At 72.0% G+C, this 25,125-nt stretch carries 20 protein-coding genes; 12 read left to right on the top strand and 8 right to left on the bottom strand.

The features are described 5' to 3' along the window. Nucleotides 1–27: 27 nt before the first annotated feature. Complete coding sequence (locus ACFZCD_RS16795; RefSeq protein ID WP_391831408.1) at nt 28–798, top strand: prepilin peptidase; 771 nt, start codon at nt 28–30, stop codon at nt 796–798. A gap of 115 nt (nt 799–913) precedes the next feature. After that, nucleotides 914–2,209, top strand: a complete 1,296-nt coding sequence (locus ACFZCD_RS16790) for a hypothetical protein (protein ID WP_391831406.1) — start codon at nt 914–916, stop codon at nt 2,207–2,209. 53 nt (nt 2,210–2,262) lie between these two features. Here ACFZCD_RS16790 and ACFZCD_RS16785 read toward each other — a convergent pair whose 3' ends face one another. Next, complete coding sequence (locus tag ACFZCD_RS16785) at nt 2,263–2,679, bottom strand: DUF192 domain-containing protein (protein WP_391831404.1); 417 nt, start codon at nt 2,677–2,679, stop codon at nt 2,263–2,265. Between the two features lie 123 nt (nt 2,680–2,802). On the opposite strand from ACFZCD_RS16785, the gene ACFZCD_RS16780 reads away from it, so the two are divergent. The 3 genes from ACFZCD_RS16780 (at nt 2,803) to ACFZCD_RS16770 (ending at nt 5,601) form a co-directional block, all read left to right on the top strand. Continuing rightward, entirely contained in the window at nt 2,803–3,690 is an 888-nt protein-coding gene (locus ACFZCD_RS16780) for a hypothetical protein (RefSeq protein WP_391831402.1), read from the top strand. A gap of 48 nt (nt 3,691–3,738) precedes the next feature. Then, nucleotides 3,739–4,320, top strand: coding sequence for a TetR/AcrR family transcriptional regulator (locus ACFZCD_RS16775; protein WP_391831400.1), 582 nt, complete (start codon nt 3,739–3,741; stop codon nt 4,318–4,320). 93 nt (nt 4,321–4,413) lie between these two features. Next, on the top strand, nt 4,414–5,601 hold the full coding sequence (locus ACFZCD_RS16770) for an MFS transporter (protein WP_391831398.1): 1,188 nt from the start codon (nt 4,414–4,416) through the stop codon (nt 5,599–5,601). Between the two features lie 326 nt (nt 5,602–5,927). On the opposite strand, the gene mgrA is transcribed toward ACFZCD_RS16770, so the two are convergent. Further along, complete coding sequence (gene mgrA / locus ACFZCD_RS16765) at nt 5,928–6,974, bottom strand: L-glyceraldehyde 3-phosphate reductase (RefSeq protein WP_391831396.1); 1,047 nt, start codon at nt 6,972–6,974, stop codon at nt 5,928–5,930. Nucleotides 6,975–7,084: 110 nt separating this feature from the next. Between mgrA and ACFZCD_RS16760 the strand changes: the two genes are divergently transcribed. The 4 genes from ACFZCD_RS16760 (at nt 7,085) to ACFZCD_RS16745 (ending at nt 12,305) form a co-directional block, all read left to right on the top strand. Beyond that, the gene (locus tag ACFZCD_RS16760; RefSeq protein ID WP_391831394.1) at nt 7,085–7,846 is read left to right on the top strand and encodes an isoprenyl transferase; all 762 of its coding nucleotides are present in this window, start codon (nt 7,085–7,087) and stop codon (nt 7,844–7,846) included. Nucleotides 7,847–8,281: 435 nt separating this feature from the next. Then, nucleotides 8,282–9,604: a PhoH family protein gene (locus tag ACFZCD_RS16755; RefSeq protein ID WP_391831392.1), complete on the top strand. Its 1,323-nt coding sequence runs from the start codon at nt 8,282–8,284 to the stop codon at nt 9,602–9,604. A gap of 368 nt (nt 9,605–9,972) precedes the next feature. Beyond that, nucleotides 9,973–10,713: a transglycosylase SLT domain-containing protein gene (locus tag ACFZCD_RS16750; protein WP_391832225.1), complete on the top strand. Its 741-nt coding sequence runs from the start codon at nt 9,973–9,975 to the stop codon at nt 10,711–10,713. 149 nt (nt 10,714–10,862) lie between these two features. Continuing rightward, a complete protein-coding gene (locus ACFZCD_RS16745; RefSeq protein ID WP_391831390.1) occupies nt 10,863–12,305 on the top strand; it encodes an AI-2E family transporter in 1,443 nt (480 codons plus the stop codon). Nucleotides 12,306–12,364: 59 nt separating this feature from the next. Here the strand turns inward: ACFZCD_RS16745 and ACFZCD_RS16740 are convergent, their stop codons facing one another. Beyond that, nucleotides 12,365–12,904, bottom strand: coding sequence for an alkyl hydroperoxide reductase (locus ACFZCD_RS16740; protein WP_391831388.1), 540 nt, complete (start codon nt 12,902–12,904; stop codon nt 12,365–12,367). Nucleotides 12,905–12,915: 11 nt separating this feature from the next. Continuing rightward, nucleotides 12,916–13,470: a peroxiredoxin gene (locus tag ACFZCD_RS16735; RefSeq protein ID WP_030367520.1), complete on the bottom strand. Its 555-nt coding sequence runs from the start codon at nt 13,468–13,470 to the stop codon at nt 12,916–12,918. A 135-nt stretch (nt 13,471–13,605) separates the two neighbouring features. On the opposite strand from ACFZCD_RS16735, the gene ACFZCD_RS16730 reads away from it, so the two are divergent. Continuing rightward, nucleotides 13,606–14,583, top strand: coding sequence for a hydrogen peroxide-inducible genes activator (locus tag ACFZCD_RS16730; RefSeq protein WP_391831386.1), 978 nt, complete (start codon nt 13,606–13,608; stop codon nt 14,581–14,583). Between the two features lie 73 nt (nt 14,584–14,656). On the opposite strand, the gene ACFZCD_RS16725 is transcribed toward ACFZCD_RS16730, so the two are convergent. From ACFZCD_RS16725 to ACFZCD_RS16715, 3 genes are read right to left on the bottom strand one after another with little or no spacing between them, the layout of a single operon-like run. Continuing rightward, nucleotides 14,657–17,107 carry an ABC transporter permease gene (locus ACFZCD_RS16725; protein ID WP_391831384.1) on the bottom strand — a complete coding sequence of 817 codons (2,451 nt, stop codon included), beginning with the start codon at nt 17,105–17,107 and terminating at the stop codon, nt 14,657–14,659. Then, nucleotides 17,104–17,796: an ABC transporter ATP-binding protein gene (locus ACFZCD_RS16720; protein ID WP_391831382.1), complete on the bottom strand. Its 693-nt coding sequence runs from the start codon at nt 17,794–17,796 to the stop codon at nt 17,104–17,106. The genes ACFZCD_RS16725 and ACFZCD_RS16720 overlap by 4 nt, the downstream gene beginning before the upstream one ends. Beyond that, on the bottom strand, nt 17,793–18,317 hold the full coding sequence (locus ACFZCD_RS16715) for a PadR family transcriptional regulator (protein ID WP_391831380.1): 525 nt from the start codon (nt 18,315–18,317) through the stop codon (nt 17,793–17,795). The genes ACFZCD_RS16720 and ACFZCD_RS16715 overlap by 4 nt, the downstream gene beginning before the upstream one ends. 238 nt (nt 18,318–18,555) lie before the next feature. On the opposite strand from ACFZCD_RS16715, the gene ACFZCD_RS16710 reads away from it, so the two are divergent. Then, nucleotides 18,556–20,829: a transglycosylase domain-containing protein gene (locus ACFZCD_RS16710; protein ID WP_391831378.1), complete on the top strand. Its 2,274-nt coding sequence runs from the start codon at nt 18,556–18,558 to the stop codon at nt 20,827–20,829. Between the two features lie 60 nt (nt 20,830–20,889). Here the strand turns inward: ACFZCD_RS16710 and ACFZCD_RS16705 are convergent, their stop codons facing one another. After that, nucleotides 20,890–22,110 (bottom strand): RNA-guided endonuclease InsQ/TnpB family protein, encoded by a 1,221-nt coding sequence (locus ACFZCD_RS16705; RefSeq protein WP_391832223.1) that lies wholly within the window; start codon nt 22,108–22,110, stop codon nt 20,890–20,892. A 324-nt stretch (nt 22,111–22,434) separates the two neighbouring features. On the opposite strand from ACFZCD_RS16705, the gene ACFZCD_RS16700 reads away from it, so the two are divergent. Continuing rightward, entirely contained in the window at nt 22,435–25,125 is a 2,691-nt protein-coding gene (locus ACFZCD_RS16700) for a PQQ-binding-like beta-propeller repeat protein (protein WP_391831376.1), read from the top strand.

The following is a 25,125-nucleotide window of genomic DNA, read 5'->3' as shown; positions in this document are numbered from 1 at the left end:
GTCCCTTCCGCTCCGTAGGCTCGTGCCGTGCATCCGTCGCTGACCCTCCTCGCCGCCGTCTTCGGCGCCCTCACCGGACTTCTCGTGCCCCGGGCCGCTTACCGGCTCGCCGTGGAGCCGGAGGAGCCATGGCGCAGCACCTGTCCGGCCGGCCACCCGATCCCGGGAGTGGCGAACGGCTGGCTCGGGCGGGCGCGTTGCACCGCCGTGTCCGCGGCGGGAGACGCCCCGGCTCCGGACTGCCGCCGTTACGCCGCGGCCGTCGTCGTGGCCCCCGTCGTGTGCATGCTGGCGTGCGCCGCGCTCGCCGCCGCCGCGGGGCCGCGGCCGGAGCTCGCGGTCTGGCTGCTGCTCACCCCGTTCGCCACGGTCCTCGCCGTCGTCGACGCTTCCGTGCACCGCCTGCCCGACGTGCTGACGCTGCCGCTGGCCGGCGCGGCCGTCGTCCTGCTCGGCGCAGCCGCCTTCGCCGACGGCCACGGCGGGTCCTGGACCGGGGCCGTGTGGGGCGCTCTCGCCCTCGCCGGCGCCTACTTCGTCCTCTTCCTCATCCACCCCGAAGGCATGGGCTTCGGCGACGTCAAGCTGGCCCTCCTCGTGGGCGCCGCTCTGGGCTGGTACGGGTGGGTCGTGCTGTTCCTGGGCGCCTTCGCGGGGATCGCCCTGGGCGCCGCCTACGGTCTCGGCCTCATGCTCCTGCGCCGGGCAGACCGTAAGTCGGGCATGCCCCTCGGGCCGTTCATGCTGATCGGGGCGTTGCTCGGACTGCTGCTGGGAGCGGCGGGCGCCTCCGCCTGAGACGGGGTGCGCGCGGGGCACGCGCCGGGGTGCGCTGAGTGGAACGCCTGCGCGAGCGCCGCCGGGCCGTGCAGGATGGGGCCGGGCCCAATTCGCGATGCCGGGGAGGCGTGTGATGCGCTACCGGAGCCGGCACAGGACCGCCGCGACCGCCGCGGCGGTGCTCTGTGTGCTCCCGTTCGTTCAGGGAAGGCCGGCCGCGGCCACGGAGGCCGGCAGTCTGTCGGCGTACCGGACCGCGTCGGGGGCCAAAGCGGTCAGGGGCGCCCTGTCGGAGGCCGACGGGCCGGTGCTGGGTCCGGGCACGTACACCGACACCATCGCCCCGGGCGGGAAGAAGTTCTACAGCGTCGAGCTCGACGCGAAGTCGGACGTCTACGTCTCGGTGGTCGCCGCGCCCGCCCCGGGCGTCCCCGTCAGCCCCGAGGACGGCGTCCGGGTCTCGCTGCGGCACGAGGCCGGGGAGGAATGCGGCGTCGGAGAGGCGAAGTTCCACGGCGCGGACAGCAGCCACCCCCTCGCCGACTACGCGGTCCGCAGCCTCCAGCCCGGCGTCCGCACGTGCCGGAGAGCGGGGAGGTACCACGTCGTCGTGGAGCGGGCGAAGCCGCTCGGGGCCTCCGGCGCCTTCCCCACCGAGCTGAAGTACATGGCGGAGCCCGGCCTCAAGAAGAACGCGGCCACCACGGCGGCCTCCGGCAGCCGGAACGCGGGACCGGCGCCCGCTCCTCCGGCGGGAGCCTCCCGCCCCGTCGTGGGCGGCACGGGCTTCAACGACGCGGCGCCCGTGGGCGCCGGCACCTGGAAGGACGAGGCGCTGCCCGGGCAGACGCGCTTCTACCGGATTCCCGTGCCCTGGGGGCAGCGGATCTCCGTCACGGCGGACGTTCCCAGGGCCTTCGCGCCCGCCGGCTTCAACGCCCCGGGCGGCGTGCGCCTCGCCCTGAACAACCCGGCGCGCGGGTTCGTCGCAGAGACCGTCGAGGACTACCAAGGCCGGGACCGGAGCGTCTCGCTCGCCACGGCCCCCGTCGCGTACGACAACCGCCGCCGGAGCCGGGGCGACGCGGCGAGCGCGATGAGGATCGCCGGCTGGTACTACCTGCAGGTCGGGCTCCACCCCAAGGTCGGCGAGGTCGTGAGCCGCGCGGTGCCCGTCACCCTGCGGATCACCCTCGACGGCGCCCCGCGGAGCGGCCCGGTGTACGACGGGGACGCGACGGCCGCCGGCTTCGGCGTCACCGCCGACCCGGAAGCGGTCGCCGACGACGGCAGCGCCCGCCGGGAGATGCTGCGGACCGTCGGATACGCGGGAGTCTCCACCGGGAGCGCCCTGCTGTGCTGGCTGGGCGGCTGGTGGTTCGCCGCCCGGCGCCCGGGTCGCCGCCGTAGCACCTGGCCCCGGTACTGACCTGCCGGGCGGGAGGCGGCCGCCGGCGGCGCGGTTCCGCCGGAACCGCGCGGTCAGCGCTCGATCGCCACCGTCACCCCCGCCCGCACCCCCCACTTCTCCATCGCCCCCGCTTCCGCCTCCAGTACGTGCCGGGAGCGGAGGCGAGGGGCGCCGAGGCGGCCCGGTTTCATGGTGCGGACCGACAGGACCCGCAACTTCCGGTCGAGGTAGGCGACATCGATGGGGAAGCGCATCCGGAAGGTGTGCACGCTGCCGGCCGGCGTCAGCAGGAGCGCTCCCTCGATGCCGTCCCGCCCGAGGAGGCCACGGGTGCGCGCCCGGTACGAGGCGGCGATTTCGAGGGGGATCTCCGGAGAGGGCCCCGCGGCCGTTTCCGTTACGGCTTCCGTGCCGGCTCCCGCGACGGCTTCCCTGCCGGTTTCCGTGACGACGCGCAGCGTCCCCCGGCCGTCCTGCCAGCGGCCCATGTGTGTCCTTCCTTCGGGCGAGCGGCGCCGGTGATCCGTGCGCACCGACGGGAGTTTTCCACAGGGGTCGCCGACCGCGCGGCGATGCGCTGTCCTGGGTGGGTGAAAGCACACCACCGACGCTTGTGTGAACTGGCCGCCGTCCAGGGCGGAGTCGTGCTGACCTCCCAGGCCGTGGCCGCCGGGCTGTCCCGCGGCGGGGCCGCCCGCTCGCTGCGCCGCGCGGGCTGGTCCCTGCTGCATCCCGGCGCGTGGGCCGAGCCCGGCCGGGAAGCCGGTCCGAAGCTGCGGTTACGGGCCCTGCAACTGCACCACCCGGAGCTGGTCGCGAGCCACAGCGCGGCGGCGGCCGCTCACGGAGTCGCGCTGATACGGCCGTGGTGCCCCGAGTTCACGTCGCTGAAAGGGCGAAGACGCAGCACGGGGGCCCTCGTTCACTGCATTCCGCTGGCGGAGAGCGAGGTCACCGTGGTCTCGGGCGTACGGGTCACCGCGCCGGTGCGGACGGTGTGCGATCTGCTGCGGGCGCTGCCGGGCGACGAGGCCGTCATCGCCGCCGACTCGGCCCTTTCCCGCGGCCTGGTGCGGCGCGAGGAGGTCGCGCGGGCCCTGGAGGAGGCGCCGCGCCGGCCGCGCACCCGGGCGGCGCGGCGGGCGCTGGGCCTCGCCGACCCGGCCTGCGGCTCCCCGGCGGAGTCCCGGGCCCGGCTGGAGATGGGGCGCGCGGGGCTGCACCCGGAGTCCCAGGCGGAGGTCACGACGGCCCGCGGGCGGGTGGTGCGGCTGGACTTCCTCTTCCGGGCCGAGGGCCTCGGCATCGAGATCGAGGGGTTCGCCTGGCACGGCACGAGGGCCGCCCACCAGAGCGACACCATGCGGTTCAACGAACTGGCGGGCTGCCCCGAAGTCCGCCGCATCCTGCGTTTCACGCGGGACGACGTCTTCCACCGCCCCCGGCGCATGGTCCGCACGATCAGGCAGGCACTGGAGGAGCTCCGTGGGGAGGGATGAGAGACCGCACTATTGGAATGGGCGATCCAAAACTGCTACGGTCGGATCATGGCCCGACCGAGGAAGTTCGACGAGGAACGGGCGGTCGACGCCGCGCTGGAGGCGTTCTGGACCGCCGGATACGAGGCGACCTCCACCCAGGACCTGTGCGAGGCCACCGGTCTGGGGCGCAGCAGCATCTACAACGCCTTCAAGAGCAAGCACGACCTCTTCCGGCGTGCCCTGCTCCTCTATATGGAGCGCAAGAGCGGGAGCTCCGTCGCCCTCCTGGAGGAAGAGAGGCCCGCGCGGGAGAAGATCCGGGCGCTCCTCGACGTCATCGTCGAGGAGGAGGGGCTCTATGCGGAGGACGGCCGCGGCTGTCTGGTCGTCAATAGCTGCATCGAACTGGCGGCCAGGGACGCCGAGGTGGCCCGGGTGCTGGAGCGGGACTACCGGCGGCGGTTCGAGGCGCTGAAGGCCGCGATCGAATCCGGGCAGCGGGACGGCGACATCGACCGCGCCAAGGACGCCGGTGCGCTCGCGCACTTCGTCATCGCGGCCATCGGCGGCATGCGCGTCTCGGCGCGGGCCGGCGCCGGACGGGAAGCCCTGGAGAGCATCGCGCGCACCACGCTCGACGCCATCTGACGCCCCTGGAACCGACCCCCTCGACGTCGCAGCCGTACGTCCCGCACGCCCTTATTTTGTACTGACCAATCCAAAACTTGAGGAGCACCCACCATGCCCCGCGCCGTCCACCTCCTGGCCCTCGGCATCTTCGCCATGGTGACCAGCGAATTCGTCGTCGCCGGACTGATGCCCCAGATGGCCGAGGGGCTCGGGGCCACCATCCCGGAGATCGGCTACCTCATCACCGCCTTCGCGATCGCCATGGCGGCCGGCGGCCCCTTCCTGACCGTGGCCGTGATGCGGCTGCGGCCGAAGAGGGCGCTGCTGACGCTCTTCGCGGTCTTCCTCGCCGGCAACGTGCTGGCCGCCACGGCGACCACGTACGGCACCATGCTGGCGGCCCGGGTCGTCACCGGCGTCGCCTCGCAGGCCTTCTTCGGCGTCTCCCTCTCCCTGTGCGCCCAGCTGACCCGCCCCGAGATGCGCGGCCGGGCCGTCGCCGTCGCCCTCAACGGCCTGATGCTGGGCACGCTGCTCGGCCTGCCGCTGTCCACGCTCGTCGGCGAGCACTTCGGCTGGCGCGCCGCCTTCTGGACCATTTCGGCCCTCGCCGTGCTCGCCGCGCTGTGCACCGCCGCCGGCGTCCCGGACGCCGAGCGCTCCGCCGAGGGCGGGGGCATCCGTCAGGAGCTGGCCGTCTTCAAGCGCCGCAAGCTCTGGCTGACGCTCATGACCAGCACGTTCGTCATCGGGGCGACGTTCTCCGCGTTCAGCTACCTCAACCCGGTCCTCACCGAGGTCACCGGCTTCTCCCCGGGCACCGTCCCCGGCCTGCTCATCGCCTACGGGGCCGCCACCGTCGCCGGCAACTGGATCGTCGGCCGCCTCGCCGTCGCCGTCCTGCTGTGCGGCCTCACCCTCAACGCGCTCTTCCTCGCCGGCTTCGCCCTGACCGCGCACCTGCCCGCCCCGGCGGTCGCGTTCACGATGGGCATCGGCCTCGTCGGCGTGACCATGAACCCGGCCATGGTCACCCGCGTCCAGCGGGCCGGAAACGCCCGGCCGCTGGTCAACAGCATCCACTCCTCGTTCATCACCCTCGGGATCGTCATCGGCTCGTCGGCCGGCGGCCTGGCCGTCGACGCCTTCGGCCTGCGTTCCCCGCTGTGGCTCGGTGCCGCCCTGGCCGTCGCCGGGCTCGGCACCCTCGTCCCCGAGCTCGCCCGGAAGGCGGCACCCGCATCACCGGAACGGCCCTCCGACGCGCCCGGCCTCATCGCTGCGTCAAGTCGGCCGTGATTTTTCCGGACGTTATCGAAGTGTTCCCAAGTGCTTCCGGGAGCTGTCCGCGGAATGGCTGGTTCTACGCCGTAGGCCCAGTACTGACGGGCCCCGCGGGCCCCCGGACCCATTGGTGACGATCACTCGATCAAGATCAAAAAGGTCACCCAGCGTCAGCATCCCGCGGGTCGTCACCCCTGTCGGTGCAACGAGCAGGGCCTCAGACCGGTTATGGTGGAAACCCCCCCTCGGGCCGGTCCGTATCCCCCCCACGGACCGGCCCGTTTTCTTTCCCGCTCATCACCCTGGGTGACGAAGCGTGTGCCCCGGCCGGGCGGCCGGGGTCAGCCGCGCCGGGCCCAGATGTTGACGCCCTCGGTGCTTACCGCGAGCGCATCGATCTCCGCCAGTTCCTCCTCGGTCAGCTTCGGCGCGCCCAGCGCGGCCACGTTCGCCTCCAGCTGGGCCACGCTCGACGCACCGATCAGCGCCGAGGTCATCCGCGGGTCGCGCAGCACCCAGCTGAGGGCCAGCTGGGCGAGCGACTGACCGCGCCGTTCGGCGATCGCGTTCAGGCCCCGCAGCCGGCCCACCACGTCCTCGGTCAGCAGATCCGGGTCCAGGGACTTGCCCTGCGCGGCGCGCGAGCCCTCCGGGACGCCGTGCAGGTACTTGTCGGTCAGCAGACCCTGGGCGAGCGGTGCGAAGGCGATGCAGCCCATGCCCTCCGCCTCCAGGGTGTCCAGCAGCGCGTCGTCCTCCGTCCAGCGGTTGATCATCGAGTAGGACGGCTGGTGGATCAGGGCCGGCACGCCCATCTCGCGCAGCAGCCGGGCCGCCTCGGCGGTCTGCTCGGCGCTGTACGAGGACACGCCCGCGTAGAGCGCCTTGCCCTGCTGCACGGCGGACGCGAGCGCGCCCATCGTCTCCTCCAGCGGGGTCTCCGGGTCGAACCGGTGCGAATAGAAGATGTCGACGTAGTCGACACCCATCCGGCGCAACGAGGCGTCCAGCGAGGACAGCAGGTATTTCCGCGACCCCCACTCGCCGTACGGGCCCGGGTGCATCAGATAGCCGGCCTTCGTCGAGACGAGGATCTCGTCGCGGTGGGCCCGGAAGTCCTGTGCGAAGATCTTGCCGAAGTTCAGCTCCGCGGAGCCGGGCGGCGGGCCGTAGTTGTTGGCCAGGTCGAAGTGCGTGATCCCGAGGTCGAAGGCGCGGCGCAGAATGGCGCGCTGCGACTCCAGGCTGCGGTCGTCACCGAAGTTGTGCCACAGTCCCAGGGAGATGGCCGGCAGCTTCAGGCCACTGCGGCCCGTGCGCCGGTACTCCATCGAGTCGTAGCGGTTATCGGCCGCGCGATAGTGAGCGGAATGTGTGGAATCGGTCATGTGCATCTGACTATCACGGTCTTGTGACAGACCGAGTTGGGTTCCCGTGACACGCGGGCAGTAATGTGGCGCCCTCGGGGCGACCGCCGTGGCTTGGAGGGGCTGGAAACGTGAAGTTGCGCGACCTGGTGTACAGGCTCTACGCACGCCGGGTGGAAGGCCGCCTCGACCATGCGCAGGTGCCCAAGCACATCGGCGTCATCCTCGACGGCAACCGCCGCTGGGCGCGGGCCGACGGCCGCACGACCGAGCAGGGCCACCAGGCCGGCGCCGACAAGATCTCCGAGCTGCTCGGCTGGTGCGCCGAGACGGACGTCGAGGTCGTCACCCTCTGGATGCTCTCCACCGACAACCTCGACCGCCCGGCCGTGGAGCTCAACCCGCTGCTCGGCATCATCGAGAACACGGTGCGCGGCCTCGCCGCCGACGGCCGCTGGCGCGTGCACCACGTGGGCACGCTCGACCTGCTCCCGGCCCGCACCCAGCAGGTGCTGAAGGAGGCCGAGCAGGACACGATCGGCACCCGCGGAATACTGGTCAACGTCGCCGTCGGCTACGGCGGCCGGCAGGAGATCGCCGACGCCGTGCGGTCGCTGGTCCTCGAAGCGGCGGAGAACGGGACGTCGTTCGAGGAGCTGGCCGAGACGGTCGACGTCGAGCACATCACCAAGCACCTCTACACGCGCGGCCAGCCCGACCCGGACCTCATCATCCGGACCAGCGGTGAACAGCGGCTGTCGGGATTCATGCTCTGGCAGAGCGCGCACTCCGAGTATTACTTCTGCGAAGTCTTCTGGCCGGCTTTCCGGAAGGTCGACTTCCTGCGCGCATTGCGGGATTACGCGGCGCGGCACCGGCGCTACGGTTCCTAAGCCGCGGCCTCCTCGGGGGCGGTGCGGTTCACCGCCGTTGCTACGGCAAAAAGTGCTCGCCGCAACGGCGCCTTGCCACGGGGGCGGCGGTCCGGCGAAATGCGCAGTCATCGCGGGGAGCGGCTACGGGTCTTGACGGACCGGCCGCTCAGCAGCCCGCCGCATATGCCGTTGCATGGTCAAGCGGTCCAGCGGGAATATCCCCTCCAGGCCGACGGTCTGTCCTAAGACCGTCGCTCTGCCAGCGGGCGGCATGGGGCCGCCCGCCCGGGAGGCCCTTTGCACACGGACGACGACCGTGCGGACCGAGCGGCCCTGGCTGGCCGCGCGGCCGCCCGCGAAGGGCCGCAGTCCGGCCCTCGAAGGGCTCTCACCCCGGCCCATTCCCCGGCGACGCCGTCGCGCCCCGACCTCCCCGAGGGGGTTCGTCCACCCGTGGTGACCAGCAAGAAGCGCCGTGAGAACGACCGGCGCACCTATGTCCTCGACACCAGCGTCCTGCTGGCCGACCCAGGCGCCATGTCCCGCTTCGAGGAGCACGAGGTCGTGCTGCCCGTGGTGGTGGTCACGGAGTTGGAGGCCAAGAGGCACCACCCCGAGCTCGGTTACTTCGCGCGGCAGGCGCTCCGGCTGCTCGACACGTACCGGGTGCAATTCGGCCGACTGGATTCCCCGATTCCGATCGGTGAGCTGGGCGGGACGCTCAGGGTCGAGCTCAACCACTCGGATACGGGCATACTGCCCGCCGGCTTCCGCCTCGGCGACAACGACTCGCGCATCCTCGCGGTCGCCCGCAACCTCCAGGCCGAGGGGTACGACGTCACGGTCGTCTCCAAGGACCTGCCGCTGCGGATCAAGGCGTCGGCGGTCGGCCTGCTCGCCGAGGAGTACCGCGCCGAGCTCGCCATCACCGACTCCGGGTGGACCGGCATGGCGGAGCTCACCGTCAGCGCCGAGCAGGTCGACGAGCTCTTCGCCGCCGAGGTCGCCCACATCGCCGAGGCGGCGGAACTGCCCGTGCACACCGGCCTGGTGCTGCAGTCCGAGCGCGGCAAGGCCCTCGGCCGCGTCGCCGCCGACGGCTCGGTGCGGCTGGTGCGCGGCGACCGCGAGGCGTTCGGCATCCACGGCCGCAGCGCCGAGCAGCGCGTGGCGCTCGACCTGCTGCTCGACCCCGAGGTGGGGATCGTGTCGATGGGCGGCCGGGCCGGCACGGGCAAGTCCGCGCTCGCGCTGTGCGCGGGCCTGGAGTCCGTGCTGGAGCGGCGGCAGCACCGCAAGGTGATGGTCTTCCGGCCGCTGTACGCGGTCGGCGGGCAGGAGTTGGGCTATCTGCCGGGCAGCGAGGCGGAGAAGATGAGCCCGTGGGCCCAGGCCGTCTTCGACACCCTCTCGGCCGTGACGAGCGCCGAGGTCATCGAAGAGGTCGTGGGGCGCGGCATGCTGGAGGTGCTGCCGCTCACCCACATCCGCGGCCGCTCCCTCCACGACGCGTTCGTCATCGTGGACGAGGCGCAGTCGCTCGAACGGAACGTGCTGCTGACCGTTCTGTCCCGGATCGGCGCCAATTCCCGGGTGGTGCTCACGCATGACGTGGCGCAGCGCGACAACCTCCGCGTGGGGCGGTACGACGGCGTGGTCGCCGTGGTCGAGAAGCTGAAGGGGCATCCGCTCTTCTCGCACGTCACGCTCACGCGTTCGGAGCGTTCGCCGATTGCAGCGCTGGTGACCGAAATGCTGGAGGACGGCCGGATCTGACACTTCCGTTCCCGTCCGGCGGCGCGCGGCAAAGCCAAGGAGCCTAGCCGCGCGCCGCTGTTGTGCGCCGGGCTTTCCGTAAATGCCCGGGCATAAACGAGGTGTGACCTTTCCCACGTAACCCGGAATTGCCTCGGGGAGGGCCGTTCGGGCAGAGTCTGCTTCCTGTCAGGCCCCGCATACGGCACTTCCGCCCCTCCGGGGGCAGTGCATAGCCAGCTCGAAGAACTGAACAGCGCCGCCGTATGCCGCCCGAGCGTCACGCGGACCTCCCTCGCGGGAGGCCCCACGGGCCCGTGCCTTCTGTGACCGTTACGGAGGCCAGCGCCAGGGGCACGATCGCGCTCGCGAGGTCACCCATGCGGGCGATGCTGGAAGGAAAACGTGTGAGCCGGATTTCGGTCCGGGGATTCGCCGTGGCATCCGCCACCGCGGTCACCACCGTCGGCGCCGTCGTAGGTGTCGCTGCAGGCCATGACCAGGGCACCACCGACCGGGTCGAGGCGACCGCAGCGGACACGACGCTCCTCGCGGACATCCCCGCAGGACAGAACGTCCGGGCACAGGCCGCTTCCCTGACCCAGCAGGCGGACACGCAGTCCGAGGCCGCCGAGAGCGCGGCCAAGAAGGACGCCGAGGAGGCCGCGCGCAAGCAGGCCGCCGAGGACGCCACCGCCAAGAAGGAAGCCGCGGACGCCGAGGCCAAGAAGAAGGAAGCCGACGAGAAGGCCAAGGAGCGCGAGAAGGAGGACAAGGAGCAGGTCAGCAGCCGCTCCGCGACCCGCGACGCCTCGTCCTTCGCCGTCAAGGGCTCCTACTCCACCGCCGAGGTCCAGGCGATGGCCCGCTCGATGATCCCCGGCGATCAGTTCCAGTGCTTCAGCAACATCGTGAACAACGAGAGCAGCTGGGACTACACCGCCACCAACGCCTCCTCCGGCGCCTACGGCCTCGTCCAGGCGCTGCCCGGCACCAAGATGGCCTCGGCCGGTGCCGACTGGCGGACCAACCCCGCCACCCAGATCAAGTGGGGCCTGGGCTACATGAACGAGCGCTACGGCAGCCCCTGCGGCGCCTGGTCGTTCTGGCAGGCCAACCAGTGGTACTAGGGCGCACCGGCCGGCCGTAGCGCCGGTCGCCTTCCCGCCTTCGCGAGCCCCCGGTCCAAGCGGACCGGGGGCTCGCGCCGTCCTTCCGGGCTGCGTGGCACGGGTAACGTTCACCCTGGCCACGGGGGAGTGGGGGTAGAGGAAGAGAAATGTCCAGATTGCCACGATGGGTCGGCAGTGCGGGGGCGGGTCTGACCCGTCTCGCCCGGCGGCTCGAGGAGCGCTCGGCCGAGGCGGAGGGCGCGAGCGCCTCCGGCGCGGCCGCGTCCAGCGGTCCCGAGCCGGACGGTACCGCCGAGCCCGTACGCACCTCCCCGCCGAATCGTTCCGGCCGGCCCGGCACGGCGCCCGCGGGCGCCCCCGCGTCCGCCGCGGACCCGGCAGCCGAAGAGCCGTCCTCCGCCGCGCGCCCCGCGCCCGCCGAGGACCCCGCGCCCGAGCACGTCCCGCCGCCGCCCGGCTACGCCCCCGCGGTCCCGGCGCGTCCCGACCCCGTCGCCGCCGTCCCCTGGGGCGTGCGCGTCGCGGCCGAGGTCGGCTGGCGGCTGCTGATCCTGGCCGGCACCCTCTGGGTGCTGATGCGGGTGATCAGCGCCGTCCGCCTGGTGGTGCTCGCCTTCGTCGCCGGCCTGCTGATCACGGCGCTGCTGCAGCCCACCGTCGCCTGGCTGAAGCGGCGCGGCGTGCCCCGCGGGCTCGCCACGGCCATGACCTTCATCTCCGGCTTCGTCGTCATGGGGCTGGTCGGCTGGTTCGTGGTGTGGCAGGTGACGGACAACCTCGACGATCTGTCCCGGCAGGTGCAGCAGGGCATCAAGGACCTGAAGCACTGGCTGCTCACCAGCCCGTTCCACGTCACCGAGAACCAGATCAACAACATCGCCGACAACCTCAGCACGGCGATCGGCGCCAACACCAAGGACATCACCTCCGCCGGCATAGAGGGCGTCCAGGTGATCCTCGAGGTGCTGACCGGCATCCTGCTGGCGATGTTCAGCACGCTCTTCCTGCTCTACGACGGGCCGCGGATCTGGGAGTGGCTGCTGAAGCTGTTCCCGGCGGCGGCGCGCGAGGGCGTGGCGGGTGCGGGCCCGCGGGCGTGGGCGACGCTGACCGCCTACGTGCGGGGCACGGTGATAGTGGCCCTGATCGACGCGATCTTCATCGGCATCGGGCTGTTCTTCCTGAAGGTGCCGCTGGCGGTGCCGCTGGCGGTCTTCATCTTCCTGTTCGCCTTCATCCCGCTGGTCGGCGCCGTGGTGTCGGGCGCGCTCGCGGTGGTCGTGGCGCTGGTGACGAAGGACGTCTTCACGGCGCTGATGGTGCTGATCGTGGTGCTCGCGGTGCAGCAGATCGAGGGCCACATCCTGCAGCCGTTCATCCTCGGCCGCGCGGTGCGCGTCCACCCGCTCGCGGTGGTCCTGTCCGTCGCCGCGGGCTCGCTGGTCGCGGGCATCGGCGGCGCGGTGGTCGCGGTCCCGCTGGCCGCCGTCACCAACACGGTCGTCGGCTACCTCCGGGCCTACGCCAGGGACAGGGCCCTGGCCGCGGCGCCACCGGAAGGGCCGCCCCCGGGGGAACCGGGAAGCTGAGCACATGCGTGTGGGCCCCGGCCGTTACGGCCGGGGCCCACACGTACGTGAAGAGCGGATCAGGCGTTGTCCGCCAGGACCTGCTCGGCGTCCAGGGTGGCGCCGACGGCCTGGAGGACCGCGGCGATCTTGAACGCTTCCTGGATCGTCTCGCGCGAGACGCCCGCCTTGCGGAGGACCTGCTCGTGCGAGTCGAGGCACATGCCGCAGCCGTTGATGGCCGAGACGGCCAGCGACCACAGCTCGAAGTCGACCTTCTCCACGCCCGGGTTGCCGATGACGTTCATCCGCAGGCCCGCGCGCAGGTTGCCGTACTCCGGGTCCGACAGCAGGTGCCGGGTCCGGTAGTAGACGTTGTTCATCGCCATGACGGCGGCGGCGGCCTTGGCGGCCGTGTACGCCTCCGGCGACAGGTTGGCCTTGGCCTCCGGCTCCAGCTCGCGCAGCACGATCGGCGAGCGGGTCGCGATCGCGCAGGAGAGAACGGTGCCCCACAGCTGCTGCTGCGGCAGGCCGGAGTTGCCGATGACCGAGCCGAGGTTCAGCTTCAGGTCCTTGGCGTAGTCCGGTACGGCGGACTTCAGCTCATCGAGCGCCATGGGAGATCAGCTCACTCGCCCGCGAGGAGCTTGACCGCGTCGAGGGTCTCCTCGCCCTTGGACCAGTTGCAGGGGCACAGCTCGTCCGTCTGCAGGGCGTCGAGGACCCGGAGGACCTCCTTGGGGTTACGGCCGACGGAGCCGGCGGTCACCATGACGAACTGGATCTCGTTGTTCGGGTCCACGATGAAGACGGCGCGCTGGGCGTAGCCGTCCTCGCCCTCGACGCCGCAGGCCTGCATCAGCTCGTGCTTGGCGTCGGCCAGCATCGGGAAGGGCAGGTCGCGCAGGTCCTTGTGGTCCTTGCGCCAGGCGTGGTGCACGAACTCGGAGTCACCGGAGACGCCGAGGATCTGGGCGTCGCGGTCGGCGAACTCGTCGTTCAGCTGACCGAAGGCGGCGATCTCGGTCGGGCAGACGAAGGTGAAGTCCTTGGGCCAGAAGAAGACGACCTTCCACTTGCCCTCGTGGGTCTTGTTGTCGATCTGCGCGAAAGCCTTGTCCGCGTCGAGGTCCACACAAGCGGTCAGGTCGAACTCGGGGAACTTGTCACCGACAGTGAGCACGCGCTCTCCTTGCAGCGAACAGGGAGCTCCCTGTCAGGAGCTTCCTTCGGGGTTGGACATGAGCCACCCTGCCACAGGAGCCATTGATAACGGAAATAGCTAGACTAGGTGATGTTGATCGGAGGTGCCTATCAAATGTCGTCCGCACCGGCAGTTCCTGCCATAACCCCGGCGGGCAGCCGCCCGCGCCAGCCCAGCCTCGCCCAGCTCCGGGCCTTCGTCGCCGTCGCGGAGCACCTGCACTTCCGTGACGCCGCCACGGCGCTCGGGATGAGCCAGCCCGCGCTCTCCGGCGCCGTCTCCGCGCTGGAGGAGGTCCTCGACGTGCAGCTCCTTGAGCGTACGACGAGAAAAGTGCTGCTCAGTCCCGCGGGCGAGCGGCTGGCCGTACGCGCCCGCACCGTCCTCGACGCCGTGGCCGGGCTCATGGAGGAGGCCGACGCGGCCCGCGCGCCCTTCACCGGCGTCCTGCGCCTCGGCGTGATCCCGACCGTCGCGCCGTACCTCCTGCCGACCGTCCTGCGCCTCGTCCGCGACGCCTACCCGGACCTCGACCTGCAGGTCCACGAGGAGCAGACGTCCTCGCTGCTCGACGGCCTCACCCAGGGGCGGCTCGACCTGCTGCTGCTCGCCGTGCCGCTCGGCGTGCCCGGCATCGCCGAACTTCCCCTCTTCGACGAGGACTTCGTGCTCGTCATGCCCCGCGACCACTGGCTCGCCGGGCGCGGCGACATCCCGCGCGAGGCGCTGCGCGAGCTCGACCTGCTCCTCCTGGACGAGGGCCACTGCCTGCGCGACCAGGCCCTCGACATCTGCCGCGAGGTCGGCCGCACGTCCGGCGCGGCCGGTACGACCAGCGCGGCGGGGCTGTCCACGCTCGTCCAGCTGGTCGGCGGCGGCATGGGCGTCACCCTGCTGCCGCGCACGGCCCTACGCGTCGAGACCGAGCGCAACGCCCAGCTCGCCACCGGCTCGTTCGCCGATCCGGTGCCCTCGCGCAGGATCGCCCTGGCGATGCGGACGGGCGCCGCGCGGCAGGAGGAGTTCGCGCAGTTCGCGGAGGCGCTCCGCAAGGAGCTGCGGAAGCTGCCGGTGCGCATCGCCACGCAGTGAACGGGCAGCCCCCGGGGCCCGGCCCGCTCGCAGTGTCCTGCGGCCGGCCGGGCCCCGGGGGAGGCGGAAGGGGCTATTCCGTTCGTAGCCCGTCCGTCCGCGTCAGCCGCCACAGCGCCGGCAGGCACAGCACGGTGACGAGGGCGACCATCCCGGCTCCCGCGCAGACCAGGGGCACGAAGGCGAACCAGTCACGGACCGGGTCCCCGGCCAGCGCGAGCAGCAGCCGCCCCAGGCCGAGCCCGCTCCCGACGGCCAGCACCATGCCCAGGACCACGGGGATCGCCGTCTGCCACAGCACCGACCAGGCGATCGTCGCGCGGCTCGTCCCGCAGGCGACGAGCACCGACAACGCGCGCCTGCGCTCGCGCAGTTGCTCCAGCGTGCCGACGAGCATGCTCAGCGCGATCAGCACGAGCACGCAGACCGCGCCGGTCGTCAGCCCCTCCTCGATGCCCGTGAAGTAGTTCTCCTTCACCACACCGCCCCGGCGCCAGACGCGCATGCCCGGATCGATGCCCGCGGCGGTGTTGCGGAACCGCTCGACGGAATCGTCGCGGTCGGCGGGGTCGACGCGCGCCAGCACCGTCGTCCGGGCGTCCGGGATCGCCCGGGCGTCGATGGCGGAGGGGGTGGCCAGGATGCCGTCCTCATGCTCGCCGGTCGGGGAGGGGCGGGTCTCCACGACCTTCGCGGACGCCGGAACCGTCCACCGGTAGGCGGGAATCCCGCGTGCCTTCGCCTGCTCGAAGCCGTCCATCGTCAGCTGCGTGCCCGGCCCGAAGCGGCGTGCGGTGCCGGCCGGGCCGCCCGCCTCCTCTGCCACGAAGACGTCGCCCTCCCGGCACGAGTCGATCTTCGCCAGGGTGCGCAGGAGGGAACAGTCGGCGACGTGCACCGTCGTGACGCCGTTCTTGCGGCCGGCGGCGGTCGCGTACTGCTCCACGAAGGCGGTGGCGTCCCGCACACCGGGCGTGGACCGGAACTTGCCGGCCCACGCGCGGACCTCCTCCGCCGACCCCGGGCGGTACGAGGCCTGCAGCTGGGACCAGCTCTCGACGCTCCCGCCGGGCTCGTCGTAGTCGCCCTGCATGCCGGCGATCACCATCTGGACGGCGACGGCCCCGGCCACGGCGACCGTGATGCCGCTGACCGCCCGCGCGGCCGTGCCACTGTTGGCCTGCAGCCGGCGCGTCGCCAGCTGCCAGGGCAGCGGCCCGCCCCGGAGGCGGGCGACGCACGCCTCGACCAGCCACGGCAGGACGGTGGCGACCCCGATCAGCAGCAGCGCCGCACCGGCAGCCGCGACGGCCGTCTCCTCCGGCCCGTAGAAGGGGCTCCGGACGACCGTCAGCACGCTCGGGACCAGCAGCGCGAGACCCGCGGCGAGGATCAGCAGCCGCCACCACAGCCTGCGCCGCCGGGCCGGCGCGCCGCGGACGACGCCGAGCGGCTCGACGGTCACGCGGCGCAGCGCGGAGAGGGTCACCACGACGGCCAGTGCGGCCACCGCGACGGCGATCAGCGCGGCGGCCGCCGGGCTCGGGGTCATGTCCGAAGGGAAGACGGTGACCTCGCGGACCGTGACGTGGGCCGCGAGCCCCCGGACGGAGAGGAAGAGCCCCGCTCCCACCAGCAGGCCGAGCAGCGCTGCGCACAGCGCCTCACCCGCGGCGATCCGCCGGACCGCCGCGCCGTCCGCGCCGACGAGCCGCAGGGCGGCCAGCCGCCGGTCCCGGCCCTCGCCGCCGAACCGGACGGCGGTGGAGATGAAGACGCCGACCGGCAGCAGCAGGATCACGCAGACCATGACGAGCAGGACCACGAGCCGGCCGTCGACGGGCACGTCCGAGGCCTCGTAGCCGAAGTGGTCGATGCGTACGGCGCCGTTGCCGGGCGTGAGCCGGTCGCTGCCCGCGTAGAAGAGGAGCTCGCTGGGGCCGATGAGGCCGGAGGGGGCGATGGTGCCCACGGTCCGGTAGGGGAGCCGGTCGCGCAGGAGCTTTCCGGCGTCGGACTCCAGGAGCGCGCCGAGCGCGGGGGAGACGACCATCTCGCCCGGCCGGGGCAGGCTCGCCACGCCGGGCGGCACGGGGGCGCCGGGGCCTTCGGGGCGCAGCAGCGCGCCGCCGGCCTTCTTGTCGTGGAAGTCGGTGGCCGCGTCGCGGTAGAGCAGCGTGCCGCTGCCCTTCGGTATCTCGCGGGCCGACCGCTCGAACTCCAGCGGCGTGTCCACCTGGCGGGCCACCGTGCGGTGGTGGCGCTCGGCCAGCATCTGCGGCACGGACGCCGCAATGGCCAGCACGGCCACGCCGAGGCCGGCGGCGAGCGCGGTGAGGACGGCCCGCAGCAGGCCCTCGCGCCCGCCGGTGACCAGGAAGCGCGCGCCCATGCCGAGGTCGCGGAGCCAGGCGGCGGCGCCGGTGGGGCCGGTGGGCCGGTCGGCGGGCCCGCGGCCGGGGCGCGGAGCCTCGTCCTCGTGGCTGGATTTGTTCGTTCCCTTGTCTCCCTCGGACCCCTTCACGACAGCCCCGCCCCCGCCATGTCGCGCGCCTTGCCGTCGCGGATGACGACCTCGCGGTCCGAGTACGCGGCGACGCGCGCCTCGTGGGTGACGAGGACGACGGCGGCGCGGGTCTCGCGCGCGGCCTCGCACAGCAGCTGCATGACGCGCTCTCCGTTCAGGGAGTCCAGGGCGCCGGTCGGCTCGTCCGCGAAGATCACGCGCGGGGTGGTCACCAGCGCGCGGGCCACGGCCACGCGCTGGCTCTGGCCGCCGGAGACCTCGCCGGGCCGCTTGCCGCGGGCGTCGGCGACTTCCAGCCGCTCCAGCCACCGCTCGGCCTGCCGCTCGGCCTCCTTGCGTTTGACGCCGCTCAGCCGCAGCGGCAGCGCCACGTTCTCCACGCAGGTCAGCTCCGGCACCAGCCGGCCGAACTGGAACACGAAGCCGAACTCACCGCGCCGCAGCGCGCTGCGCTCGCCGTCGGACAGCCGCGACAGCTCGCGCGCGCCGTAGCGGACCGTGCCGGCGTCGGGCCGGACGATCCCGGCCAGGCAGTGCAGCAGGGTCGACTTGCCGGAGCCCGAGGGGCCCATGACGGCGACGACCTCACCGGGGTGGACCGAGAAGTCCGCCCCGGCCAGCGCGGTCGTCGGGCCGTACGCCTTGTGCAGCCCGGTCGCGGCGAGCAGGGAGCCGGAGGGGATCACGGGCGCACCGCCGTCGCCAGCTGGTCGAGCCGCGCAGCGGTGATTTCCAGCCATCTCAGGTCGGCCTCCAGATGGAAGAGGGCGTGGTCGCAGATCAGCTGGTCCGCGAGGTCGCCGCTCACCTTGCGCCGGGTGAGCTCGCGCATCAGCCGCAGGTGCTCGGTGCGCTGGGCGTCCAGCAGGGCGTCCGCGTCGCGGCCGGTCAGCAGGGCCACGACGACCTTGGTGTAGAGGACGGACTGCAGGTAGGGCTCGGGCTTCTCGGGCTCGGCGAGCCAGCGCGCCACGTCCGTGATGCCCGCGTCGGTGATGGCGTAGCGCTTGCGCTCGGGGCCGTCGCCGTGCTCGATCCCGTCGACCTCCACCAGGCCGTTCTTCAGCAGCCGCGACATCGTCGCGTAGACCTGGCCGTAGTGGAGCGGCCGGTCCTGGCCGAAGCGGGAGTCGAAGGCGCGCTTGAGGTCGTAACCGTGGCGCGGGCCGGATTCCAGGAGCGCGAGCAGAGTGTGACCAATGGACATGCCGGGGACTGTACACGGTGGGTATACATCGTGTGTATACCCACCGTGTAGAGGTGGCGTGATCTTGATGGAACCGGCGCACTGTACGGTTTCCCGCACTGCGCCGCACCCGGTTCCCGCCAGCCGGGGTGCTGTATGTCACGTGCCCCAAAGCCTTGATCAATGGGCGTTTGGTGACAGTTGCGGTGTTAGCTTCATGAGCTGGGTTGGGGGCGGAAAGACTGGAGCTACGGGAGAGATGGGCCGAGCGGACGCGCGACGGGCGCAGAAGAGCACCCGCACAGCAAAGGGCAAGAAGCCCAAGAAACCTGGGAAGAGCGGCGGCATACGCCGCTTCTTCACGTGGAAGAAGCTGCTCGCCTACTTCGTGGCGCTCATCGCTCTCGGGGCGGGGGCCTGCGTGGCGCTCTACATGTACGTGGACGTCCCCAAGGGCAACAGCCAGGCCAAGCTGCAGAGCAACGTCTTCAAGGACGCCGACGGCAAGGTCATCGCCCGTAGCGGCGACGTCAACCGCCAAGAGGTGGACCTCAACAAGATCCCGCTCGACGTCCAGCACGCCGTCGTCGCCGCCGAGAACAAGAACTTCTACACGGACCCCGGCGTCGACCTCAAGGGCACCGCGCGCGGCATCCTCAACACCGTGATGGGCCGCGGCAAGCAGGGTGGTTCGACCATCACCCAGCAGTACGTGAAGAACTACTACCTGGACCAGCGCCAGACCGTCACCCGCAAGGTGAAGGAACTGGTCATCTCCCTCAAGGTGCAGAAGGAGAAGTCCAAGGAGGAGATCCTCGCGGGCTACCTGAACACCAGCTTCTACGGCCGCGGCGCCTACGGCATCCAGGCCGCCTCCCGCGCGTACTACAACAAGGACGTCGACAAGCTCAGCCTGGAGGAGGGCGCCTACCTCGCCGCGCTGCTCCAGGCCCCCAGCCAGTACGACTGGTCGGTGGCCACCCCGGCGGGCAAGGAGAACGCCAAGGCCCGCTGGAACTACGTCCTGGACAAGATGGTCGAGCAGAAGTGGCTCGACAAGGACAAGCGCGCCACGATGCAGTTCAAGGAGCCCGGCAAGCCGCCGGCCCCCAAGGGCCTCACCGGTCAGAACGGCTATCTGATCGAGGCCGCCAAGGCCGAGATGCGCAGGAAGCTGGTCAAGGACGGCCGCCCCGAGAGCGACCTCGACGCCGGCGGCTGGACGATCACCCTCAGCATCGACAACAAGAAGCAGAAGGCCCTGGAGAAGGCCGTCAAGGACAAGCTCCTCGACGACCTCGACCCCAAGGCCCGCGCGGTCGACAAGAACGTCCAGGTCGGCGCAGCGTCCGTCGATCCGAAGACCGGCAAGGTCGTCGCCCTCTACGGCGGCACCGACGCCCTCCAGCACTGGACGAACAACGCCACCCGCGAGGACTACCAGGTCGCCTCGACCTTCAAGCCGCTGATCTTCGCGTCGGCGCTGGAGAACAAGTCGACCACCCAGAACAAGGTGCGCATCAACGCCGGCACGCTCTACGACTCCACCTCCGAGCGCCCCGTCACCGGCACCGACGAGCACTTCGCCCCGGAGAACGAGGACGGCTACTCGCACGGCATGATCCCCGTGCAGAAGGCCATGAACGACTCGGTCAACTCCGTCTTCGCGCAGATGGCCATCGACGTCGGCCTGTCCGAGGTGAAGAAGACCGCCGTCGACATGGGCATGAACGGCAAGGTCAAGGACTTCGTGGAGAAGCCCGCCATGTCGCTCGGCTCCATGGGCAACAGCCCGCTGCACATGGCCGGCGTCTACGCGACCCTCGCCCACCACGGCAAGAAGGTCACGCCCTCGATCATCAAGGCGGCCTCCCAGAACGGCAAGGACCTGTCGCTCGACAACCCGGTCGGCGGCGACGCGATCTCGCGGAACACCGCCGACGGCGTCACCACCGTCCTCAAGGGCGTGGTCGACGACGGTACGGCCTCGGTCGTGCAGAGCGTCGGCCGCCCGGTCGCGGGCAAGACCGGCACCTCCGACGACAACAAGTCCGCCTGGTTCACCGGCTACACCCCCGACCTGGTCACCGCCGTCGGCCTGTTCGGCGAGGGCGAGGGCGGCAAGCAGGTCACCCTCAAGGGCACCGGCGGCAACGGCCGTGTCAACGGTGGCACGTACCCGGCCAGGATCTGGGCCGCCTACACCGCCGACGCCCTCGGGGACTCCGACGCCGAGCAGTTCGACCTCGACACGGACATGAGCACGACGGTCCCGGTCATCCCCGGCCCGCCCGCCTCGTCCAGCCCCTCCGCGCCCGCGTCGCACAGCCCGTCGCCGTCGGCCTCCCGGCCCTCGCAGTCGCCGTCGTCCTCGGCCTCGCGCCAGCCGTCCCGCGGCCCGTCGTCCGCCCCGCCGTCCTCGCGGCCGCCGGTGCCGCCGATCACGCCGAGCAGCAAGCCGCCGAGCGTCCCGCCCGCCACCGGTGGCGGCGGACTGGAGCCCAACGGAAGCCGCGCGCCGATCCGCGACTGAGGAACCGCACCCTCTGTGTAGGTTGAATCCTCCCCTCCCTGAAGGGAGGGGATTCCTGGCTCAGGCCGCCTCCCGTAGCAGTGCTCCGGGAGGTCTTGCGCCATCAGCACCAGCCGGGTTGAGACCAGCCCGGATGAGCATCACGTGTGCGGAGTTCTTGTCCCGTGGTGACACGGCTCCGCATGCGGTGCAGGTGTAGATGCGCTCACCCAACGGCAGTGCGTGCTTGGCTCTCGCTCCGCAGTGCGCGCAGTCCATCGTGGTGTACGCGGGGTGTACCAGGCGGATGTCCCGCCCGTGCTTGCGGCCCATCTCGATCAAGGCGCGCTTGGTGGCGCCGATGGCGGCGTCGGCGGCCTTACGGGCCATCGTTGTCCTGGCCAGGAACTTCGGACGGAAGTCCTCCACAGCGATGGCGTCGTGATCGCGAACAACCTTTTTGGCCCACTTGCGACTCGTGTCCTCACGCTGTCTCGCGACCTTCTTGCAGACCTTGGCGCGCAGCCGCTTGGCCTCGCGGTAGCCCTTCGATCCGGGCTGCCCCTTCTTCGGCTTGCGGCGGGCCATCATCCGGTCGTACCGGGCCAGCTTGGCAGCGGCCCTCTTGCCGTGCCCGGCGTGTGGGAGATCGTGCGCGTCGGACGTGGTGGTAGCGGTCTCCTTGACGCCCCAGTCCACGCCGATCACACACCCGGTCCCGGGCAGCGGCTCGGACTGGGTGGGGACGACGAAACTGGCGTACCAGTGGCCGAGGTTGTCACGGTAGACGCGCACCGATGACGGCTCAGTCGGCAGGCCCCGCGACCACACCACGGTCAGCACGATCCCGCCCGCCAGGTGCAGACGGCCACCGTTCAGCCGGAATCCGCGCCGGGTGTAGTTCAGGGACGGCAGGGCGTCGCGCTTGGTCTTCCAGCGCGGCATCCCGGCTCGCTGGCGCATCGGCAGCCGCGCACGGATGTCCTTGTGCGCCTTGGCGCGGGACTTGCCGAAGTCCCGGATGATCTGCTGCTGAGTAACGCTGGAACCCTCGCGCAGCCAGGACATCGACCGGCGCGCCTCGGTCAGCAGCTTGTCCAGCTGAGCCGGGCCGCACGTGGCCTTCCGGCCGGTGGCCTTGTTGCGCAGGTGTACGGCCTTGGACTTGGCGACACATTCGTTCCACACCCACCGGCACCGGTCCCACTCCGCCGCCAGGGCGGTACCGGCGACGGACGACACACGAAGCCGGTACGTGTAGCGGGCACACCCACCCTCCGCAGTTGCCCCCACCGGCACCATCCCCCCACAGCTCTTGATCGGGATCCACGGCATCTCCCGTCCTCTGAAGGACCGTACGCACGACCGCCGCACGCATGTACCCGATCTCACAGTCGGCACCCCAACCGGCTACGATGGGCACATGCGTTCGCTTCGTCCGGCGACGCCTGACGGCGGCGCGAGAGCTCCGCGCCCTGAAGCCGGATGCGGCGATGCTCAACGCCGCAACACCCGGATGCGATTCCTCCCCGGCTTGAACGCTGGGGGTCTCCTCGCAAGAAATCAGGGGAGCGGCCGGGGTTTTTGGTACCTCGGTACCTGAGTTGTCCGGGGGGACTCGAAAACATGGCCGTGCTGGAGCCGTTGCGAGACGCGACGCCGCCGCGGATCGGACCCTACGAGCTCCTCGCCCGGCTCGGCTCCGGCGGCATGGGTGAGGTCCACCTCGCCCGCGGCCCCGAGGGCCTGGTCGCCGTGAAGACCGTCCGCGCCGAGCTCGCCGGCCGGGCCGGGTTCCGGGCCCGGTTCCGGCGCGAGATCGCCGTCGCCCGGTCCGTCACCAGCCCCCACGTCGCCCGGCTGACCGGCGGCGACGCCGACGCCGACCTGCCGTGGCTCGCCACCGAGTACGCGCCCGGGCCGACGCTCGCCGAGGCCGTCGCCCTCGCCGGGCCCCTCCCGGCCGGCACCGTCCGGGCCCTGGGCGCCCACCTCGTACGGGCCCTCCACGCCGTCCACGCCGCGCCCGCGCTCCACCGCGACCTCAAGCCTGGCAACGTCCTGCTGGCCGCCGATGGCCCCCGGCTCATCGACTTCGGCGTCGCCCGCGCGCCCGACGCCACCACCCTCACCGGCACCGGGCTCATGGTCGGCACGCCCGGCTTCATGTCCCCCGAGCACCTGAAGGGCGGCCGGCACGTCGTCGCCGCCTCGGACGTCTTCTGCCTCGCCTCCGTGCTCTGCTACGCCGCGACCGGCGAGAACCCCTTCGGGGACGGGCCGCTCGTCGCCGTCCTCCACCGCGTCTCGCAGGCGAAGGCCGACCTGACGGCCGTGCCGGAACCCTTGCGGGGCATCCTCGCGGACTGTCTGCACCCCGACCCGGCCGCCCGCCCGGACACGGCCACGCTGGCGGCTCGCCTCGGCGCGCCGGAGGAAGGCGCCTTCGACTGGCCGCCCGCCATCCGGGACCGGATCGCGGAGGACCGCACCCGATCGGCTGCGCTGAGCCCGGCAACGAACAACCACCGGGCCGACACCCGCGCACCGGCCCCGGCCCGGCCCGAGGAGGGCCTGGCACCGCCGGGTTCCGCCGCGGGGGCTGAACGCCGTGGCGGCGACTTCGAGCTTGCGGCTCCGGGGACTGCGGCCGCTGGTTTCCGCCGCGACGCTGATCAGCCCCTGGCGGGGTCTCCGGCGGTGCCGGGCCGGCATGGTGATGGGGCGCCTGCTGCGGTCAACTCTTTCCGCCGCGACGACGATCAGCCCCCCGCCGGATATCCGGCGGTGCCCAACCGGCCCGGAGGGCGTCCGGCAACGCCAGGGCCGGTCGTCCCGGGCGGCCACGCCTCCCCGCACAACGTGCCGACGATCGGCGCCCCGTACCCCCCGGCGGTCCAGGCGTCGCCCTCAAGCCGCCCCCGTACCGCGGTCAAGCTCGGCCTCGCCGGGCTCGCCGCCTGTGTCGTCGGGGCCGCGGCCGTCTTCGGCATCTACGCGGGCACCCGCTCCGACGGCGGCGGTGCCGCCGGGAAGCCGGAGAAGCCGGAAGCCGCCGCGGCCGGCAAGGCCCCCGCGGCCGGGCAGGACGGTGTCGACGAGACGGGCGGCCCCGACGGCGCGGGCGCGCTCTCCGGAACGGCGACCGCCCGCCCCACCGGCTGGCACGACTGGTCCGGCAAGCTCTCCAAGGGCCCCCTCGGCTGCGCCGCCGACAAGACCGCCCTCGTCTGCCAGCTCGTGGACGGCTCCTACGAGGCCGTCGGCGCCAAGGACGGCAAGCAGCTGTGGCGGTACGACCCGGTCGGAGACCCGCACCAGGCCGGGACCACGGCCATGATCAGCCCCACCGGCCTGATCATGATCCCCGGCGGCGGCCTGCCGCCCGCGGTCCGGGGCGGCACGGCCGTCGTCGCGGCCGGGGGCCGGATCCAGGCGCGGGACGCGGCGACCGGCACCGTGCGCTGGGAGAAGCGCCACCCCGACGGCAACTCGTTCAAGGGCAAGCCGCTCGTCGTGGACGGCCGCGCCTTCGTGGGCGTCTCCGTCTCCGGCCAGGGATACGACCTCTACGCGTACGACCTCTCCGACGGCCGCGAACTGTGGCACAAGCGTCTCGCGAACGTCCGGCTCGCCCGCGCCTTCCAGCAGGACTTCTCCCCCGTGGCCGCCAAGGACGGGGTCGTCTACGCGCGCGCCGAGCGCGGGGTGAGCGCGTACGACGCGGCCACCGGCGACGAGCGCGGCGAGACGGAGCCCGTCCCGCGCGGCTGTGCCGAACTGTTCGTGCAGGGCGTCTCCGTGCTGTGCGGCGAGCACAGCGACCGCGCCCTGAAGCTGCACCAGCTCGACGCACGCAGCCTCGCCGCGGGTGCGGACGTGCCGCTTCCGGAGGGCACCGTCCGGCGCGACCCGCGGATCACGGCCGCCAACGACAAGTACGTCGTCGGCGTGGACGACACCGCCTCGCGCCTGCTCGTCATCGACCGCAGCGGCCGCACACCCGAGGCGGTCCGCACGCTGCCGAAGTCCGAGGCGCCCTTCCCCCGGACCCTCGCGTCCGCGCCGCTGATCATCGGCGACCAGGTCGTGTTCGCCACCAACACCGCGCTCGTGCAGGCCCCGTTCGGCACGGGCACCGGCCGCGCGACCGCCGTCGAGGGCGCCCCCGGCGACCGCCCGGAGCCCGACTACAACAAGAAGAACGGCGTCGACATCGCCCGGTCCGTGCGGCCACCCTTCGCCCTGCCCGCCGGCGACGTCGTCCACATCGTCTACGACCAGGGCGCCATCCGCTCGGTCGCACTGCCGCACTAG

It is taken from the genome of Streptomyces sp. NPDC008001 (genome assembly GCF_042958085.1).
Taxonomy (GTDB): Bacteria; Actinomycetota; Actinomycetes; order Streptomycetales; family Streptomycetaceae; genus Streptomyces.
This window is presented reverse-complemented; position numbering and strand designations above follow the sequence as displayed.